Consider the following 16,973-nt stretch of genomic DNA (forward strand, 5'->3'; position numbering starts at 1 on the left):
CTCCTCTATATCTATACCTCTCTATGAATAGTAATTTTTTTATTACGCTTTTTAATCATAAATACATTTTTAATGTAAGCAATCGAATCTTTTATGATATCAATATGTGATCCTTCCTGATCAATACACTGTACCGGAAATTGAAGGGTTCTAAATCCGTATTTTTTTGCAATGTGTAAAATCTCTAGATCAATTGCCAAACCAGTGGTTACGTTCAGATGAGGTAAAATATACTTAGCTGCAGTTCCATTCATAGCTTTTAATCCCGTTTGAGAATCGTAGACCCCCTTGGGTAAGAGTGATTTTGTTAGCTGTCTTTTAACAAAGCTCATTAGACGCCGAATGGGCGGTCTGTTTTCTGCCGTCAAATCCTTCGTTCCCACAACCAAATCATAATATCCTTCTCGGATGATGTTAATCATTCTAGCCATATCTTCTATGCGAAACGAATCGTCTGCATCAACAAATAAAAGCACATCTGCACGAATTGTTTTTATCCCTTCAATATATGTTCCTGCCTTTCGTGTATTCATAACCAATTGTTGTGCATTTGCAAACGCTAGGTTTGACACTGTCGTTGTATCCGACTTTTGCTTCTGAACAATTTGCTCCACCAATTCTTGTGTTCGATCTTTGCTTCCGTCGTTCACAAAATAAATTGTTGCATTGATAAAACTTTGGTTACAAAGGATTTCTAACTTTTCAAAAAAATGAATAACATTTTTAAATCGAGTTTCTTCATTGTAGACTGGTAAAATAATCGCAATATCTGAAGCTCCAACTGGATATTCCGGGTGAATCAGTTGATTTACATACTCAATGAGCACCTCTGGATATTCCGATCGATAGTTTAAGATACGAAGTTGACCGTAGCCTTCATTGGATTTTAATAATGCATGCCGATGCTTTGAGGCAAAGGATTGTATAATTAAAAAACTCATTGATGGAACATAATGATTGACTTGATGCAAAATCTTTTTAATACGTTTGTGAGATATCACATCAATAATCATTAATTTAACGTGTATTAGCTTATCTATCTGATTAAGCTGTTGTTCTTCCAGACGCTTTAGTTGAAGTGTATTTGTATAAAAAGTGTTTAAAATTGAGTAATCGACATTGCGTTGACCATCAGAAATAATAACAATTTGATTATCCATCATATCCCTCTACTTTCTATATCTTAGAATTTCAAATCCACCTACAAAAGTTAATGCAATATACATTATCAACACGCCAAAAGTTAAAAGTGGATGACGAACATAAAGGCGCATATTTGCTCTGCAATAATAGACAGGTCTAAACAAATACCAACGTCGAAATGCCTTTATAAGCCCTTTTTCTTCTGTCTCTATTGTTTTATTCATCATTTTAAAATAATATCTTTTCTTCGATAAAATATTTATTAACGTTACATGCTTTTCATCATGATAAAGCCCAGACACCATTAATTTTTTTATGGTTCCACCTTTTTCTATACATTTTATCGTGGGTTGTATCTCTTCAAAAGATATTTGCTCTGGATGAATTCCTCCTGTTGCCACATATGCTTGACAACGCCAAAATCTGGCTGCTTCTATAGAGTTTAGATCAACCTCTTCACCTGAATTATTGATTAATCGACGCTCAAACACCTTCACTTTCGAATAAAAATTTGTATATTTTGTATAGGGTATTTCCTTGATAATTAATCCATCAATATCTATACGTATATCCAGTTTATTAACAGCTTCTTCTAATAAATCTTTTTTTAAATACATATCCGAGTCAATAATCATTAGATATTTTGGATTTGTTTTTAGTGCCTGTGTAATAGCAACTAAACGAGCAACGCCTCGTTCTGCATGCTCCAAAGGGTAGATATTTAGCCGTGGCATAATTTTTGCATACTTTTGCATGATTTTAACAGTGTTATCTGACGAACCATCATCTGCAATAAATAGTTCAAAATCTTGCATGGTTTGGCGCTGACAACTTGTTAGTAGTTTTTGAATATGGATTGGATTATTATACGTTGTAACTGCAATGGCTACTTTAGACATTCTTACCCTCCTGACATATTTTGACAATTGCTTTATTAAATGCTACGGCTGTCTTATCCCAGTTTAACTCTTTTGAAAATTTATAAGCCGCAGTTTGAATATGCTTATAAGCACTCGGGTCATTAACACTTTTCTCCATCAACTCTACAAGATTTTTTACTGTATTTTGCGACGTCATAAACCCAGATTGTCCCATTTGAACTGCATCTCTTAATCCCGGCGAATTATAGACGATGCTCGGCGTTCCAACCGCTGCCCCTTCTGTAACAGTCAACCCCCACCCTTCTCGCTCAGATGGGAATATAAGGCAATGGCTTTGACTCATTAGCTGTAGTTTTTCTTCTTCGCTTACAAAGCCATGATACGTTATTTTCTCATGATTTACTCCATATTTTTTGATGATAGGTTCTAAAACTTCTTGAATGTATTGTTCATTTTTTTTGCCAATAATCCCAAGGGTTGCTACAGGATATTTTTTTTGGAAACGACAAAAAGCTTCAACCGTTGCATCAATTCCTTTATATGATGCATAACGTCCTACATAGGTAAAATGATAATCTGATCCTTTGAGCCATGCGTTTGTCTGCCATGGTTCAAAATCAATCCCTTCTGGAAGGATAATGATTTTATCCTCATCAAACCCAAGGTCAACCAAGTCTTGTTGTGTTGATAAAGACACCGTCAATGTCCATGTCTTACGGTAAATACGCGTCATCGCCGATTCCAGTTGCATTCCAATTATACTCCACGGCTTTTTCATCTGCCTTAGCCAAATCTCTCGGGTCATTTGATGAATGAAAAAAATGCGTTTTTTCTTCTTAACCCAAAAAGGTGTAAAAAAGCGGTGGGTATTGCACTGATCGACTACATAATCAATTTTTTTTCGATGTTTTATATAGTAACATAATGCATACATAATCACCGAATATATATTTCCTCGTCGAATATAGAGAACATTATCAATGACTTCCCTTTTTGGCGCCCCATCAAACATAGGAGAAAAGTGTATAACTTTTATTCTTTTTTTATTTCTCCTTGACAGCATTTCATGAGTAAACACTTCTGCTCCACCTTTTTTAGGGGCCTTGATATCTCTCCATGATAAAAATAGCATTGTTTTTTTTCCTTCACACTTTTGCCGCATCTTTTTTCTCCCTTCGCATATAACTCATGAATAGAGTAACTAATAATAAACTATAACTCACCACTTCAACCACGATAATCATACGAATAGATTCATGATATAGAAGTATTCCCGTTGTTAGCATAGCGCTAACAGCAGCGAGTATATATATATGGACTTTTTGATTCATAATAATCAATTCAGATATCATAAAATACGCAATGGTTAACATAACGTAGCCTAAAGCTTGAAAAACCATGAATTGACTAGCCCCTTGATAAGCTTCTCCAAATAAAAAGGCAATAAAATGTCGAACAACCAATTGATATCCTACCAAAATCACTACACCGCCAAGGCAAAATCGAATCAACCATTTATGAACATATGCTTTAAATTCTTCTGGATGTATGATTAGCCCTGAAGAATAGGATACAACGACGGTAATCACACTAAAACCAACCGCCATAATTAATTGGCTGAATTTTAAAGATACAGCATATAAAGCAGCTCTTTCCCCAATATAATAATTTGCAACAATCAGGCTAACCGACGTCAAATAATAAAGAAAGAAATTCGCCCAAATAATATGAGCTAATCCAAATAAATTAACACGTATTTTTTTCGAAAAAAGCATTGGAAAATAAACCAATCGCCCTGAGCTATGGTATCCATGTATCAACGAAAAGAACATACCCAGCAAAATTCCGATAAGTGGAATATGCGGTTGAGAAAAAAACGGAAGTATGGCAACAATAACGATAAGTTTTGTAATGACCTCGACATAAAAATTGATATTCAAAGACAAAAAATGCTGTTGACTTTGCATAATCCCCCTATAAAAACTTAATATTATATTCATATCAAAAATAAGCATAATAAGGATTATGCCAAGCGTATCGGTTCGCATGATTTTAATCAATGTTGGAAACAATAAGAGTAATAGTATGTTTAGAAAAAGTCCAATGGAAATAAGTAATGAAAATATAGAACGTATAACCTGAGAATTATTTTTTGATTTTCCGACTTCTTTGTTTGTATAGGTTTGCACACTAATGCCCACAACAAAAAGAATCGCCAAAAAGGAGAGCATTGCATTTAAAATACTATATTCATTTAGAGAAATAAACCAGCTGATATAAATGTGCATAAAGAAATTTAGCCCATTAAGCAGCACATCAAAAACCGGAAAAAATACATCTTGGTATTTTATAAGCATCCCTTTTATATTTATCATAATAGTCCCTCACACTTTACGACATATCAATATACTCCTTCTTTCATTATAATACACAGTATTAGATAACACAAATTGTTTATAAAAAAAAACACTCATCAAATGAATGTCTTTTTTAAAGCATCTCTACAGATTATAGATTACATCTATCACACTACCATCACGATACTCCACTACTGCGACTATTTTGTCTCCAAGTGTTGGTTTATCCGGCACTCCCGTTAGCTTTTGAATATTATCTTTAAGTTCATGAATGGATATCACTTCAATCCCTGCATCTATCAAACTTCTCTTAATATCTTCTCGCTTTGGATTGACACAAATACCTCGTTCAGTTACCAGCATGTCAATATCTGTTCCCGGAGTACAAATGGTCGTTACCTTGTCAACAACAATTGGAATACGGGTTCGCATGCTCGGCGCTACCACAACTGCCATCTTAGCTCCTGCCGCTGTATCAGGCGCCCCTCCAAGAGCTCCCATTATAACACCATTAGATCCAGTAATTGAGTTAATATTAAAGTCAACATCAATTTCTGTAGCAGATAAAATCATTACATCAAGCTGATTGACAATGCACTTTGGATTGTTTGGATTAGCATAGGTATCCGCAGACATTTCAATATGCCCTGCATGATCTCGTAGCGAATCAATTGCATCTTGTCCAAACGTCTGAACATCATATAGTTTTTCGAACAGACCTTTTTCAAACAATTCTACCAAGTTGCCTGTCACACCCCCTGAAGCAAAAGCTCCTACGATTTGATTTTGCTTCATATGATTTTCTAAAAACTTACATACCGCTAATGATATTCCTCCTGAGCCTGCTTGAAAACTAAATCCTTGCCTAATGGCACCACTAGCAATAAGTGCATGCGCCGTTTTCCTTGCAATAAGTAAGTCCATGGGATTGCTCGTAATTCTTGTTGACCCTGTCGCTATTTGTTCCGGATCGCCAATACGTTCCACCTCAACAACATAGTCCACATAATCTCCCGAAATACTAATCTCATCTGGATATGCCTCTGTCATATCTTCAATTAAATTATCGGTAATCGCTATACTTCGCTTTGCATAAGCCACATCCACCATAGGATATCCCATAGATCCAAACGCTGACGGTCCGCGGGTTCCACACATGTTGCCATGGTAATCCGAACAAGAGGCCGCTACAAAAGCAATATCAATGTTTAAGCTCCCATCTTCGATTGCGCGTGCCCGTCCACCATGGGTCATAAAAACTATCGGCGCTTTAAGATTAAAGTGATGCTGAACTTCATGCGCCAATTGACTACGTAATCCTGCGGTATAGATCCGTGTGATTGTCCCATCTTGTAGATACTCAAGTAGACTATCATGAATTTTGGATATTGATGAGGCACTCACTGTTAAATCTTTAATTCCTAGTTCATGGATAGTATCAAGAACCCGTTTCATCACATAATCTCCATTGCGTAAATGATGGTGAAAGCTCACTGTCATGCCATCTTGAAGATTTGATTGACAAATCGCCTCTTTTAGGGTAGATATTTTGTTCTTAGATTGTATTTCTGTCACTGACCGCTTGTGAGCCATTGTTCTTTTGGGGACTACCTCCCCATAACACGCGACTTTTCCATATCCTTCAATATATTTAGGTATACTGCCTTGTCTATTTGTCATGGGATTACTCCTTTTGCCTTAATGCCATAATTTTTCTTGCCTTAGTAATCACCGGAACATCCACCATCTTGCCATTAACTGCAATGACTCCACCTTTTTCCACTTGTGCTTGTTCCACTGCTTCTAGAATCTTCTGAGCTTTTTCTACATCCTCTTTTGATGGTGCGAAGGTTTTATGCAGCAGTTCAACTTGTGACGGGTGAATACATGACTTTGAGTTAAAGCCTAGACCTTTCACTCGACGTATTTCTTCAACAAAACCTTCCTCATCTCTAAAATCGGACCAGACTGTATCCGTTGCAACCAAATCATACATACTCGCTACATTGGCAATCATACTTCTGGCAAACAACAGTTCATCGCCTTTTATTGTGCGTTCAACGCCTAATGATGCTGTATAGTCTTCCGCTCCAAAAGATATGGCAATAACTCGCTCACATGTACTAACAATTTCTCTGACACCAAGAACACCTTTTGGAGTTTCAATACCCACTTGAATTTTGGTTGAGCCAAGCTCAATGTGATGCTCTTCTTCCACCGCATCTAACAAACGGCACAGTGTCTGAACGTCTTCCGCTGATTGACACATAGGTAGACGTATATTTCGAACCCCCGCCGGAACAATCGCTTCAACATCCGCTTTAAAAAACGGACTTGTCACTCCATTAATACGTACAAAGATCTCAATGTCTTTAAAATCCAGTGTCTTGATTCCTTCCACCAACAAATCACGTGCTGCATCTTTTTCATTCACTTCAATAGCATCTTCCAAATCAAAAATAATACAATCCGGCTTATAGCTAGGCGCTGTATAGTATAACTTTGGATTATTCGCCGGACAAAAAAGCATACTTCGCATTCTCTTTTTCATTTACTCACCCCGACTTCTGCGAACCGCCGTTCGCGTCCTGGCACGTATTGCAAAATCTAACGCCCCTTCGTCTTCAACAAGCACCTTTGCACCATGGATCCCTTCTTCATGCAGCACTTGTCTAACAGCCTGTTTTATGTGTCTTTCAAACATCTGCTTTAATTTTGAATGAACGATAACTTCTATATCTTTTCCCGCCAATTCAACGGTCACTTTGGCATCACCTTTTCGGATATACCCACTGGTTCCTTCCATTATCTTAAATAGCCTCCTATATTATACTTCCTTAAATCGAATCCCTTTAACTAACATACGTCCATGATCTAGTATGCCATAGCCGACACAACCATGAGATAAGTAGTTCTCGTCCGTATATTCTAATACATCCATTCCATTAATCTTAACTTTAATATGTCCCTTAATCGCCTGTATATGCAGTGTATAGTCTTGTCCCTTTTGAACCGGAAAGTCTTGTTCACAAAGGGTTGTATAACCAAAATCATTTTTTAGTAGCTTAACCTTATTTGCGTCAAAGCCAACCAAGTATCCGATTTTAATTCCTTGGCAACGAAAAGCTGCGTAATGCTGACTTCCAAATTCAGGTGTTAAGGTAACTTCATATTCAATGTCTGTTGAATAAAAATTGCCGGTTAATGCCAACGCATCTTCATTGGATATCACATGTAGATGATCCTCTTCGATAACAAATGAACCTGCATTTTCAGTAAACTGTGTTGTTGTCAAAAATTCTCTTTTTTCTTTTTCTATATCTATCTGATGGTATCCTTTTCCTTTAATATGGAACTCACTGATATGCAAATTCCCCAACAGCTTGTTTTTCATACGTGTAAAGCTCTCAACCTTAAGACCTACCTCATCAATAGGCTCACCTTGACTATCCGGTATAATATATTCAACATCCAGCCACTGGTCCGATTGAATCATACGCATCTGTCCTTTTAACTCACGTTTTGTATGGGACAAGCGTACATACGGAACCACTCCAAAATCATCGCCATTCCACTTGTCTAACTTAATCCTAGCTGTTACTATCTGCCCACTAAACACTTTAGGTGAAAATGCTGGTTGATACCTTTCATCATCAAAGTCTTCGCGTCGATAGTAAGGTTTATAGTATATATTTGCTACATGTCCACGATATACTCGGTCAAGTAATACCGTCAAACTATTGCTTCCCTCTTCGCCTGTTCCATGGGTATGACGAATGGGATAGCGTATAGCATCACTGGTTCTAAACCCATGGGTTGAACCCTCAATATCAAAGTTAAAATGTGTCTCACGCAGATGATCCACAACAGTTTTTACATATTGAGGCACGTCTTCATGAGCCAGTTGGTATCCATAGTTTGCCACTTCATAAGCCAAAGTCGGAATATCGATAATATTTAGTGAGCCTATTGCACTTGATGCTACAATAACATCATTAATCTGTTGCCTATACTTATCTACCAAGCCCGAATATCCATTCAGCACACCTAGAATTGTTCCGATATTACCCGCATTACAATCGGTGTCCCAACCACACATTGTGGCAATCTCTATAGTTCTAGCCAGATCCCCTTCCCCATAAAGCATTGCAAGCATCATCACCCCTGAGTTGGGTATGATATGGCACACACCTGGGTATCGGTCATATCCAAATTCTGCGCTTAAAAAGTCACGACACTTTCTAAAGTTCTTTTCATCATCTTGATGATAAAAGTCAATCACTGCATCACATACACGACGATATTCGCATGTCTTAGGAATAACACTAAATGCTGAGGTTATTACCTCCATAATATCTGTTGCTTCAAATGCTTTTGCAATACATGCCGCAATATATCTTGCACCATATATTCCATTTTTATCATGGGAGACACTGGCTGCTTTTCCTGCGTATTCTGCTGCTTTTTCCATATTTCCAGGGAAAATCAATCCCCATGTATCAATAAAAATTTGACCGCCTATCTGTTCTGCTATGGATAAACCATTCACTTCAACCGAACCTGAATGTGGAGCATCAATACCATGTTTAAGGTTTAAAAAGGCAGTATGTTCGGTACTCGTCCCATATCCGCCCCACCAAAACATTCCAATCCCTTCCCGTGAATAGTTCAGCCATGCTTTTCCGACATGGGAAGCTTCAAATGTTTCATCTGAGCGCATTAAGTCCAGTGCCTTTAAAAAGAAAATAGGACCATTCAAGTCATCATCTGCAGCAAAATTTTTAAAGGTCTTTACATACCCTGTAATATCGCCATAGGTTTCATATATTTTTTCATAAGTCCATAAAGTTGGTTCAACAGGCGCTCCAAGAATTACTCCCATGGTCTTACCCATAATTCCACTATATACTTTTTCTACATAATTTTTATTCATCGACTTCTTCTCCTAATTGTCGGCTCATCTGCTCTATCCACTGTTCTTCATGACAAATATCTTGACGAATAATCTGTTCTGCCGTTATAGCAAAGCGTTGACCAATCTCACGTAGAGGATACTGATTCACATGCTCAATATCTGTAATATATTCTGTTGGCACAATGGATGGTCCATTAAGCGCTCCTAAAATAGCTCCGATCATAACACCAATCGAATCGGTATCGCGTCCTGAATTCACACCATCAAGAATACTTTCTTCAAAATCCCCTTCATGAAGTGCAATGTAAAACAAGGCTACTGGTAACTCTTCAATACTTAATAAACGACTGGGTGTATAGTGATTGGAAGGCTTCCCAAGTTTTTGCGGACTTCGATTAACATCATCTCCCATAGGCGAATAAGGTTTGATAGCTTTTTGTAGCGCCTGTACAACATATGACCGATCGTTCTTCTTAGGTCGTAACTCACGTGCAAGTTCAAGCAAAGAGGTTATAGCCATTTTAGTTCCGTCCTTGGCAACACGGATTGCTACATCTAATATATTCTCTATGGTTACATCAGGTTTATACGCTTCTGCTATACATGCTGCCAAAACGCCTGCCGCTTCAAGTCCATAACTGTTTTGATGACCTTGTGCAAAAGCTATGGCTTCATTATACGCTTTCATCGGCTGCATCGCATTAACTGCTGCTATGGGGGCAATATACATCGCCGCACCACAGTTTACCATGTTACCGATACCGCCTTCTCGCGGCTCACAGTTTGCCAGTGCATGGCGTAAAAAGATGAATTGTTCCGGAACAAATAACCGTTCATGGATATTACTGATTCGCTCCAGCTCAGGTATATAGCGCTTCGTATAATAGATCTGATTGACAAACTCATTAGCCATATCATATGCATCTAAGTGGCGCTTTTCTTTATTATACACTTCCATCAAGGCCATCGTCATTAGCGTGTCATCGGTAAAGATTCCATGTCCCCTTACTCGATGCTTTCGATCCTCTGGGGGCCACTGAGCTTTATGCCAGTCCATTTTATACGTTTCAATCCGACCATATTTTTCTACAATTTCATTATGGGAAAGCTTTTCTATCGTTGCGCCTAATGCATCTCCATAGGCAACCCCTACAAACATTCCTAGTACGCGTTCTCTAAATGTCATCTGTTTCCTCCATTGCTTGCTTTTTGATATATTTTTTGATCTAGTGACATATATGAGCAGTATACAGTTTGTTAAAACCATATACTGCCATATTGATTTAACTTATTTTAGCATGGAGTTTGCATATTCTGTAATCGCTTCTCCACCTTGGGCATACCACTCACTAACAAAATCATCCCATTCACTAATTGAGCGTTTGCCTGTAATGACATCTGCTGAAAATTCATTATATAAATTATTAACTGCATCCAACTGTGGTGCATATTCTGCCGGAATAACGACATCCGTATCTGCCACATAATATTGTTGCGCCATGTCTAGAGAATCCATTGCCGCCGGTCCAAGTAGAGGTTTCTTTAACCCTTCTTTTGGTTCCCACTCTGGCATTTCAAAGAAAAATGCAAACCAGTTAGACGCGGCTTCGGTTAATTCTATCTGTCCGTCAACGATATTGTACTGTTCACCTTCAAAGCCTAGTCTATCAATATATTGGCCTTCATAAGACGCAAGAAAATCAATAACTTCCCATGCTAAATCCTTATGTTCAGAGATCGCAGAGATTGCTAATCCTCGGGTTTCTTTTGTTACTGAAATCGGATTATATCCTTGCGCAACGCCTTTAGCTGGTGGTAGGACAGTTAAGTTAGCACTCTCACCATTAGCACTTATCATATTTCCATCATAGATATCGATAACTTTACCTGATGTACCACTGATAACGCCCACTTCATTGGCATAAAACACTTGTTCTTTTGTATCCCATGCTTTGGTCAAATACTCTGGATCTAATAATCCATCTGCATATAGTTTTGCATAGAACTCAAGTTTATCTCTTTCCATGTCTGTCACACGTCCAAAGACATATTCTCCATCAACTTCAATCCAAGTACCTGTCACTCCAAAAGCATTATCAAAAATTGTGTCAATCTCTAATAATTTTCCTGGCGCTGTAAAAGCATATGTAGTATTCTTTTCTGCCATTTCTTGAAAAAATGCATAATAATTGTCAATGGATGGATCCGCTAACAATGCTTCACCATTTTCCATTCCCTCAAAAAAGTCTGTTCGTACTACAGGTACTTTTGAGGCAATCGGCTTAATCCATAGAAGATATGGATAGTTCGCGATACGTTCTTTTTGATAGTCTAACAAAGCACCACTTATGACCTCGGATTTTTCAATATATGGTGTCAAATCTTCAAGTAAACCTTGGTTAGCCATCTGTTCATCGCCACCTTGAAAATAAATAATATCCGGTACGTCGCCACCTAAAAGCATAAGCCCTAGATTTTCTGCATAATTTCCTTGTGCCATTTCGATAACTTCTAGATCAACATATACCCCTTTATCCGCAAGTCCGTCTTCTATTCGTTGAATATAAGCTTGATGCGTCTCATCACTTGGGCTTAAATCTTTCATGGCCATACGTAATGTCACTGGTGTATCACTTTCAGTTTCAGGTGTTTGTGCGTCCTCTCCTGTGTCGGTCGCAACGTCTGTCCCATTTTCTTCTGTGGTATTGGTTGCTTCATCCTTAGGTGAGCACGCTGTAATACCGATCAATGCAATGACTAATACTAGTGCTAATAATTTTCTCATGTTTTCCTCCCTTGTAATAAATTCATATTATAGCAATATTATTATTGCTTAAGTTACTACTTGCTTGATCCTTCAAACGTTCCCTTCGTAAAATACCTTAATATAATCGGATATATGATTAATATCGGAAGTATACCGACAATAATCGCTGCTGCCTGTAATGCTTCAAAATTCATACTGCCATAGACTTGGCTCATCTGATCAAAGCCCCCTACGATAGCTTGGGTATCTTCAAGAACAACAAACTGGCGAAGAACTACCTGCAATGGCCACTTGCTCGGTTTTGAACTCAGATAGATTCCTGATCTAAAGTACTCATTCCATCGATATACTGAATAGAATAATGTAATGGTTGCGATAGAAGGCTTTGACATAGGGGCAAAGACTTTTGAAAGCATCTGAATCGGATTCGCCCCATCAAGTAGCGCCGCTTCTTCAATGGACTTTGGTATATCTTCAAAAAACCGCATCATGATAACCAAGTAATAGACATTGACCATTTTATATAGAATAATTGACCACATACTTCCCAATAAATTAAAATCTTTCATGACAAAGTATTCCGGTACGATTCCAGGTTCAAAGACCATCACAAAAATTGTAATCACAATAAATATACGCCGTCCAATCAGTTGCTCTCTTGTCAATGCAAAGGCAGTAATTACTGTAAAACTCACGCTCAAAAACACACCAATTGCTGTATATAGTACGCTGTTAAATATTCCCTTTAAAATACTCGGATTTGATAAAATAAATTGATAATTCAGTAGTGAAATTTTTTTAGGGAAAATATCAAGTCCACTCAATTCTTGTACGCTGTCTGGATGGGTCAGCGATAATGCCAACAAGTTTAAGATGGGCTGTAATGCATAGATGACAAAAAACAATAAGATGACTCCAACTACAAGGTCTACGACTTTAATTTTTTTCATCTACCACAACCCCCTTCCTGAAACTTTGCGCGCCACTTTATGTGCTCCAATAATTAGGATAAACCCAATAATTCCCTTGAACACACTTGATGCTGTTGCAACAGAATATAAGCCTGACTCTAGTCCGATACGATAAGTATACGTGTCAAGAATGTCAATGACACTTAATACCGATGGGTTCATAAAATTAAAGACTTGGTCAAACCCGGCATTCATAAAAAATCCCAAGTTCAAAATAAATACGGTTATAATCGTGTTACGTATCGAAGGTAGTGTAATATAAAGGGCTGATTGGAATTTTGATGCTCCATCAAGTGTTGCTGCCTCATAGAGACATTTGTCAATTTTTAAAATTGCCGCAAGATATAAGATAGAGTCCCAACCGGCAGAACGCCACATCTCCGAAGCAACAAGGACCCAGCGAATATGAGTTTTGCTGGTCATAAAGTCAATCTCTGTTCCACCAAAAAGTCGAATAATGTTATTAACCGCTCCATATCCCGGAGACAAAAACGAAATCCATACCCCCGCGATAATTACCCAAGATAAAAAGTGCGGTATATATAAGGATACTTGAACAAATTGTCTGTACCTTGGGCTTCGAACCTCATTAATTAAAAATGCCAAGATAATCGGAACCGGGAACAATAGAATCATTTTCATAAAACTTAATGTTAGCGTGTTAATAATAATCGTTTTAAACTGTGGCGAGGAGAACAAATATCTAAAATGTTTTAATCCAACAAAGACGTTGTCCCCAATAATTCTAAAGTCTTCAAAAGCTATCTTCATTCCTATAACAGGCAAAATATGATACACAATAAAAAACAGAATCACTGGCAAGAGTAATATATATAAAATTCCATATTCTCGAATATATCGTTTTTGTTTGCTGCTAATCAAGTTGTCCCCACCTCTCTACATCTTCTCTTGTCGGCATCCCTCCTTGCGCCCCATACTTTGTAATGGAAATGGCAGCGACCTTGTTAGCATATTCAATAGCTTCAAGCAATGGTTGTCCTGATACCAAGCATGTAGCAAGTGCACCATTGAAGGTATCTCCTGCCCCTGTTGTATCGACAACATCGACACTCAAGCTTGCAATATGGCGCTTATATTGTCCGTCAAAAAACACGACGCCTTGATCGCCTTGAGTAATAATCAGTTTATTCGGATATTGTTTAAGCAAATCATCTATCGCTTGCTTTCCAAAAATTTCAACTGCTTCATGCTCATTTGGCGTTAAATAACTTACCTTTTCAATCAATTGTTCAGGCACTTTTCTCGCCGGAGCGGGATTAAGAATTGATATGATATGATTTTGATGACAAATATCAATTACATACTCAATAACGTCCATCGGTATCTCAAGCTGTAATATGACCACTTTTGCTCCTTTTAGAACATCCATGTGCTTGTCAATCATCGCTTTGCTTAACAACTTATTTGCCCCTGGAATAACGACAATACTATTATCTTCATTATCCACCATAATGCCTGCAACCCCCGTTGATATATCAAGCACTTCAATCATTGATGTATCAACACCATTGGCAATAAAATTCTTTAGCATTTTTTCTCCGTAAATATCATTGCCGACACATCCGATAATAGATACATCCTTTCCCAGCTTTGCAGATGCAACCGCTTGGTTGGCACCTTTGCCTCCAGGAATGGTTAAAAACTCATCTCCTAATATTGTCTCACCTGCCTTTGGTCTTTTTTGACTAACAAACACTAAATCCGTATTGATACTTCCAACGACAACTATTTCACTCATTCACTTCTCCTATATTTTTATCATTTAACTGTTATGTTATATCTAATTTTAACAAATTTTCTTTTGTTTACAATGTCACCAATGACAAAGCCGCATCAAAATCCATTCTGTTTTTTTGGTATATTAGTCAAAATGACGAATCCACCTCTTCTTCTCGCTTGTTAAACAAGTTAATTGCGGTGAACAATTTGTATAGGTCCATTGTATTTCTTGGGTTATATCCTGTAAGTTCACGTATTTTATTCAAACGATATTGTAACGTGTTTTTGTGGATAAAGAGCTGTCTACTTGTCGCATTTAACGATGTGTCAAAGTCAATATACACACGTAATAAAGCTTCAATGTCTTTAATCTCTTCGACACTTAGTCCGCCAAACACTTCCATAATAAAGCTATCAATCAGCGCATCATCCACATGAGAAAATAGCAATTCCAAGGAATAATCGGCAAAGGCAAAACTTCCTTTTTTATATTTCTTTTTACCCAGAGCTAAGGTTTTTTTTGCTTGAAAAAAAGCACGCTTACACTCTGTATATGTATTAATCACATCAGAAATACCTACAGAAATGTTATTCACATATTTTTTTTCCAAGTACTTTTTCACATCGCTTAGTTCATTTAGAACCTCATCTAGTTTTGTTGTGGCAAATAGAATCACAATATTTTTCCCATATTCTGCAATTAAATGTTTGGGCTGCAGATTTTTTTCTATACTATCGATAATAAGCTCACTTGTTACTTGAATCTTATCTTCTTCACCAATATCGATAAGGGCCAAATACTTAAAATCATTAATCTGTTTTCCTATCACCTCGGCAATCCATGTCAATGTCTCGACATTGCCTTTGCCATGAATAAGTTCGTTAACCAGTAGACGGTTGTTCTCTGCATTTTTGATTTTGTTCTGATAGTACAAGGATTCGCTTAGAAGGATTTCAACAATTTTAACCACCAATGCGCTATATTGAGAAATCAATGCATAGTCCCCTACCAACCCAACAATCGCAACTAAGCTATTGCCAATGTGCACCGGAAATAAAATTGCTTTTGCTGTCAGGTTTTTTACATCCTCTACAAGAATCACCTGCCGCTTTGCAACAATTTTTCCAAATGAAAGTAATTCTTCATCCGCTTGCTCTCGATTGGTTGCCAATAATGCACCTTTGTTATCATATACATAAATATCATCATAGATAAGGTCATTAAGGCTTCGTATGACGTTTTTTGCTTGCTGACTATTAATTTTCATCGTTTTCCATCTCCTTAGATAACCGCTCCACTTCACGTCGACTTGGAATTGAAATAGCTGAACCTTCCACTGTAGCCGCAAGCGCTCCCGCTTTTGAACTGTAATCTAAAATATCTTTTATCGCCATGCCATTAACCAATCCTGCAACAAAATACCCTACAAAAGCATCTCCGACAGCAGTCGTATCAACAACATCCACTAAGTGACTTTTATATGGTATCTGGGACATATCCCGTCCAACATATAAACCACCCTTGTCCCCCAACGTAATGACAATATTCAAATCATACTTTTGCAATCGTTGGATTGCCTCTTCTACACTCGCTGCATGCGCGATGCTATACAGCTCCGTCTCGTTTACGATCAGCGTATCTACCTTAGAAAAATCAAATCGATATACAGATTCATGAAAAGGTGCTGGATTAACGATAATTTTCATGTTTTTTTCATATGCAAGGTCAATAATATAATCCACATCATTAATCTCATTTTGAACAAGGAGGATATCCCCTTCTTCGAAGTGTTCGAGGACGCTTTGCATTGTATCTTTTTGATTATTGTAATTACTGCCCCCATGAACAATAATTGTATGTTCTCCTTCATCTGAATACTGAATAATTGCATGGCCTGTATCTGAATTACTTTTTTGAATATAATCAATTTTGATATTGTGCTCCAAAAGCGTAAGCTTTAAAAAGTCCCCATTTCGCCCGATATTCCCCGCATGATATATCTCTTGAATGCCTGCTTTTGCAATAGCTACACTTTGATTTAATCCCTTGCCCCCAGACATTACTTTTAATCCCTTGTCCGCTATCGTCGTCCCCGGTTTAACTAATTTTTCAACACTATATACATAATCAACGTTTAAGGACCCATAGTTTAAAACCTTCATATAACCTCTCCTTTATTAAAATTTAAAGTTTTTACT

General features: G+C 37.5%; 15 protein-coding genes. All 15 read right to left on the reverse strand.

The annotated features are described in order from the left end of the window. Window positions 1-11 precede the first annotated feature (11 nt). Window positions 12-1,163, reverse strand: a complete 1,152-nt coding sequence (locus QBE53_10275) for a glycosyltransferase (protein ID WZL80192.1) — start codon at window positions 1,161-1,163, stop codon at window positions 12-14. Between the two features lie 6 nt (window positions 1,164-1,169). Beyond that, the gene (locus QBE53_10280) at window positions 1,170-2,042 is read right to left on the reverse strand and encodes a glycosyltransferase family 2 protein (protein ID WZL80193.1); all 873 of its coding nucleotides are present in this window, start codon (window positions 2,040-2,042) and stop codon (window positions 1,170-1,172) included. Continuing rightward, entirely contained in the window at window positions 2,035-3,186 is a 1,152-nt protein-coding gene (locus tag QBE53_10285; protein WZL80194.1) for a glycosyltransferase family 4 protein, read from the reverse strand. Before QBE53_10285 ends, QBE53_10280 begins: the two co-directional genes overlap by 8 nt. After that, a complete protein-coding gene (locus QBE53_10290; protein WZL80195.1) occupies window positions 3,170-4,399 on the reverse strand; it encodes a hypothetical protein in 1,230 nt (409 codons plus the stop codon). Before QBE53_10290 ends, QBE53_10285 begins: the two co-directional genes overlap by 17 nt. Before the next feature lie 126 nt (window positions 4,400-4,525). Beyond that, on the reverse strand, window positions 4,526-6,061 hold the full coding sequence (citF, locus tag QBE53_10295) for a citrate lyase subunit alpha (protein ID WZL80196.1): 1,536 nt from the start codon (window positions 6,059-6,061) through the stop codon (window positions 4,526-4,528). A 4-nt stretch (window positions 6,062-6,065) separates the two neighbouring features. Beyond that, window positions 6,066-6,932 carry an aldolase/citrate lyase family protein gene (locus tag QBE53_10300; protein WZL80197.1) on the reverse strand — a complete coding sequence of 289 codons (867 nt, stop codon included), beginning with the start codon at window positions 6,930-6,932 and terminating at the stop codon, window positions 6,066-6,068. After that, on the reverse strand, window positions 6,933-7,187 hold the full coding sequence (locus QBE53_10305; GenBank protein WZL80198.1) for a citrate lyase subunit gamma: 255 nt from the start codon (window positions 7,185-7,187) through the stop codon (window positions 6,933-6,935). It lies immediately after the preceding gene. Between the two features lie 21 nt (window positions 7,188-7,208). Next, window positions 7,209-9,314: an ADP-ribosylglycohydrolase family protein gene (locus QBE53_10310; GenBank protein WZL80199.1), complete on the reverse strand. Its 2,106-nt coding sequence runs from the start codon at window positions 9,312-9,314 to the stop codon at window positions 7,209-7,211. Then, on the reverse strand, window positions 9,307-10,482 hold the full coding sequence (locus QBE53_10315) for an ADP-ribosylglycohydrolase family protein (GenBank protein ID WZL80200.1): 1,176 nt from the start codon (window positions 10,480-10,482) through the stop codon (window positions 9,307-9,309). Before QBE53_10315 ends, QBE53_10310 begins: the two co-directional genes overlap by 8 nt. Window positions 10,483-10,584: 102 nt before the next feature. After that, a complete protein-coding gene (locus tag QBE53_10320) occupies window positions 10,585-12,081 on the reverse strand; it encodes an extracellular solute-binding protein (GenBank protein ID WZL80201.1) in 1,497 nt (498 codons plus the stop codon). Window positions 12,082-12,137: 56 nt separating this feature from the next. Further along, window positions 12,138-13,013: a carbohydrate ABC transporter permease gene (locus QBE53_10325; protein WZL80202.1), complete on the reverse strand. Its 876-nt coding sequence runs from the start codon at window positions 13,011-13,013 to the stop codon at window positions 12,138-12,140. Continuing rightward, window positions 13,014-13,916 carry an ABC transporter permease subunit gene (locus tag QBE53_10330; GenBank protein WZL80203.1) on the reverse strand — a complete coding sequence of 301 codons (903 nt, stop codon included), beginning with the start codon at window positions 13,914-13,916 and terminating at the stop codon, window positions 13,014-13,016. It lies immediately after the preceding gene. Further along, window positions 13,909-14,793: a ribokinase gene (rbsK, locus tag QBE53_10335; protein ID WZL80204.1), complete on the reverse strand. Its 885-nt coding sequence runs from the start codon at window positions 14,791-14,793 to the stop codon at window positions 13,909-13,911. The genes QBE53_10330 and rbsK overlap by 8 nt, the downstream gene beginning before the upstream one ends. A gap of 127 nt (window positions 14,794-14,920) precedes the next feature. Beyond that, window positions 14,921-16,042: a helix-turn-helix domain-containing protein gene (locus tag QBE53_10340; GenBank protein ID WZL80205.1), complete on the reverse strand. Its 1,122-nt coding sequence runs from the start codon at window positions 16,040-16,042 to the stop codon at window positions 14,921-14,923. Then, window positions 16,032-16,937 carry a ribokinase gene (locus QBE53_10345; GenBank protein ID WZL80206.1) on the reverse strand — a complete coding sequence of 302 codons (906 nt, stop codon included), beginning with the start codon at window positions 16,935-16,937 and terminating at the stop codon, window positions 16,032-16,034. Before QBE53_10345 ends, QBE53_10340 begins: the two co-directional genes overlap by 11 nt. Window positions 16,938-16,973 lie beyond the last annotated feature (36 nt).

The organism is Vallitaleaceae bacterium 9-2, from assembly GCA_038396585.1.
GTDB lineage: Bacteria > Bacillota > Clostridia > Lachnospirales > Vallitaleaceae > UBA1351.

Bases quoted from the DNA above. Each gene is read 5' to 3' on its own strand.
- QBE53_10310 (WZL80199.1), bottom strand. From the start codon at position 9,314: ATGAATAAAAATTATGTAGAAAAAGTATATAGTGGAATTATGGGTAAG.
- QBE53_10340 (WZL80205.1), bottom strand. From the start codon at position 16,042: ATGAAAATTAATAGTCAGCAAGCAAAAAACGTCATACGAAGCCTTAAT.
- citF (WZL80196.1), bottom strand. From the start codon at position 6,061: ATGACAAATAGACAAGGCAGTATACCTAAATATATTGAAGGATATGGA.
- QBE53_10300 (WZL80197.1), bottom strand. From the start codon at position 6,932: ATGAAAAAGAGAATGCGAAGTATGCTTTTTTGTCCGGCGAATAATCCA.
- QBE53_10325 (WZL80202.1), bottom strand. From the start codon at position 13,013: ATGAAAAAAATTAAAGTCGTAGACCTTGTAGTTGGAGTCATCTTATTG.
- QBE53_10305 (WZL80198.1), bottom strand. From the start codon at position 7,187: ATGGAAGGAACCAGTGGGTATATCCGAAAAGGTGATGCCAAAGTGACC.
- QBE53_10345 (WZL80206.1), bottom strand. From the start codon at position 16,937: ATGAAGGTTTTAAACTATGGGTCCTTAAACGTTGATTATGTATATAGT.
- QBE53_10275 (WZL80192.1), bottom strand. From the start codon at position 1,163: ATGATGGATAATCAAATTGTTATTATTTCTGATGGTCAACGCAATGTC.
- QBE53_10280 (WZL80193.1), bottom strand. From the start codon at position 2,042: ATGTCTAAAGTAGCCATTGCAGTTACAACGTATAATAATCCAATCCAT.
- rbsK (WZL80204.1), bottom strand. From the start codon at position 14,793: ATGAGTGAAATAGTTGTCGTTGGAAGTATCAATACGGATTTAGTGTTT.
- QBE53_10285 (WZL80194.1), bottom strand. From the start codon at position 3,186: ATGCGGCAAAAGTGTGAAGGAAAAAAAACAATGCTATTTTTATCATGG.
- QBE53_10315 (WZL80200.1), bottom strand. From the start codon at position 10,482: ATGACATTTAGAGAACGCGTACTAGGAATGTTTGTAGGGGTTGCCTAT.
- QBE53_10290 (WZL80195.1), bottom strand. From the start codon at position 4,399: ATGATAAATATAAAAGGGATGCTTATAAAATACCAAGATGTATTTTTT.
- QBE53_10320 (WZL80201.1), bottom strand. From the start codon at position 12,081: ATGAGAAAATTATTAGCACTAGTATTAGTCATTGCATTGATCGGTATT.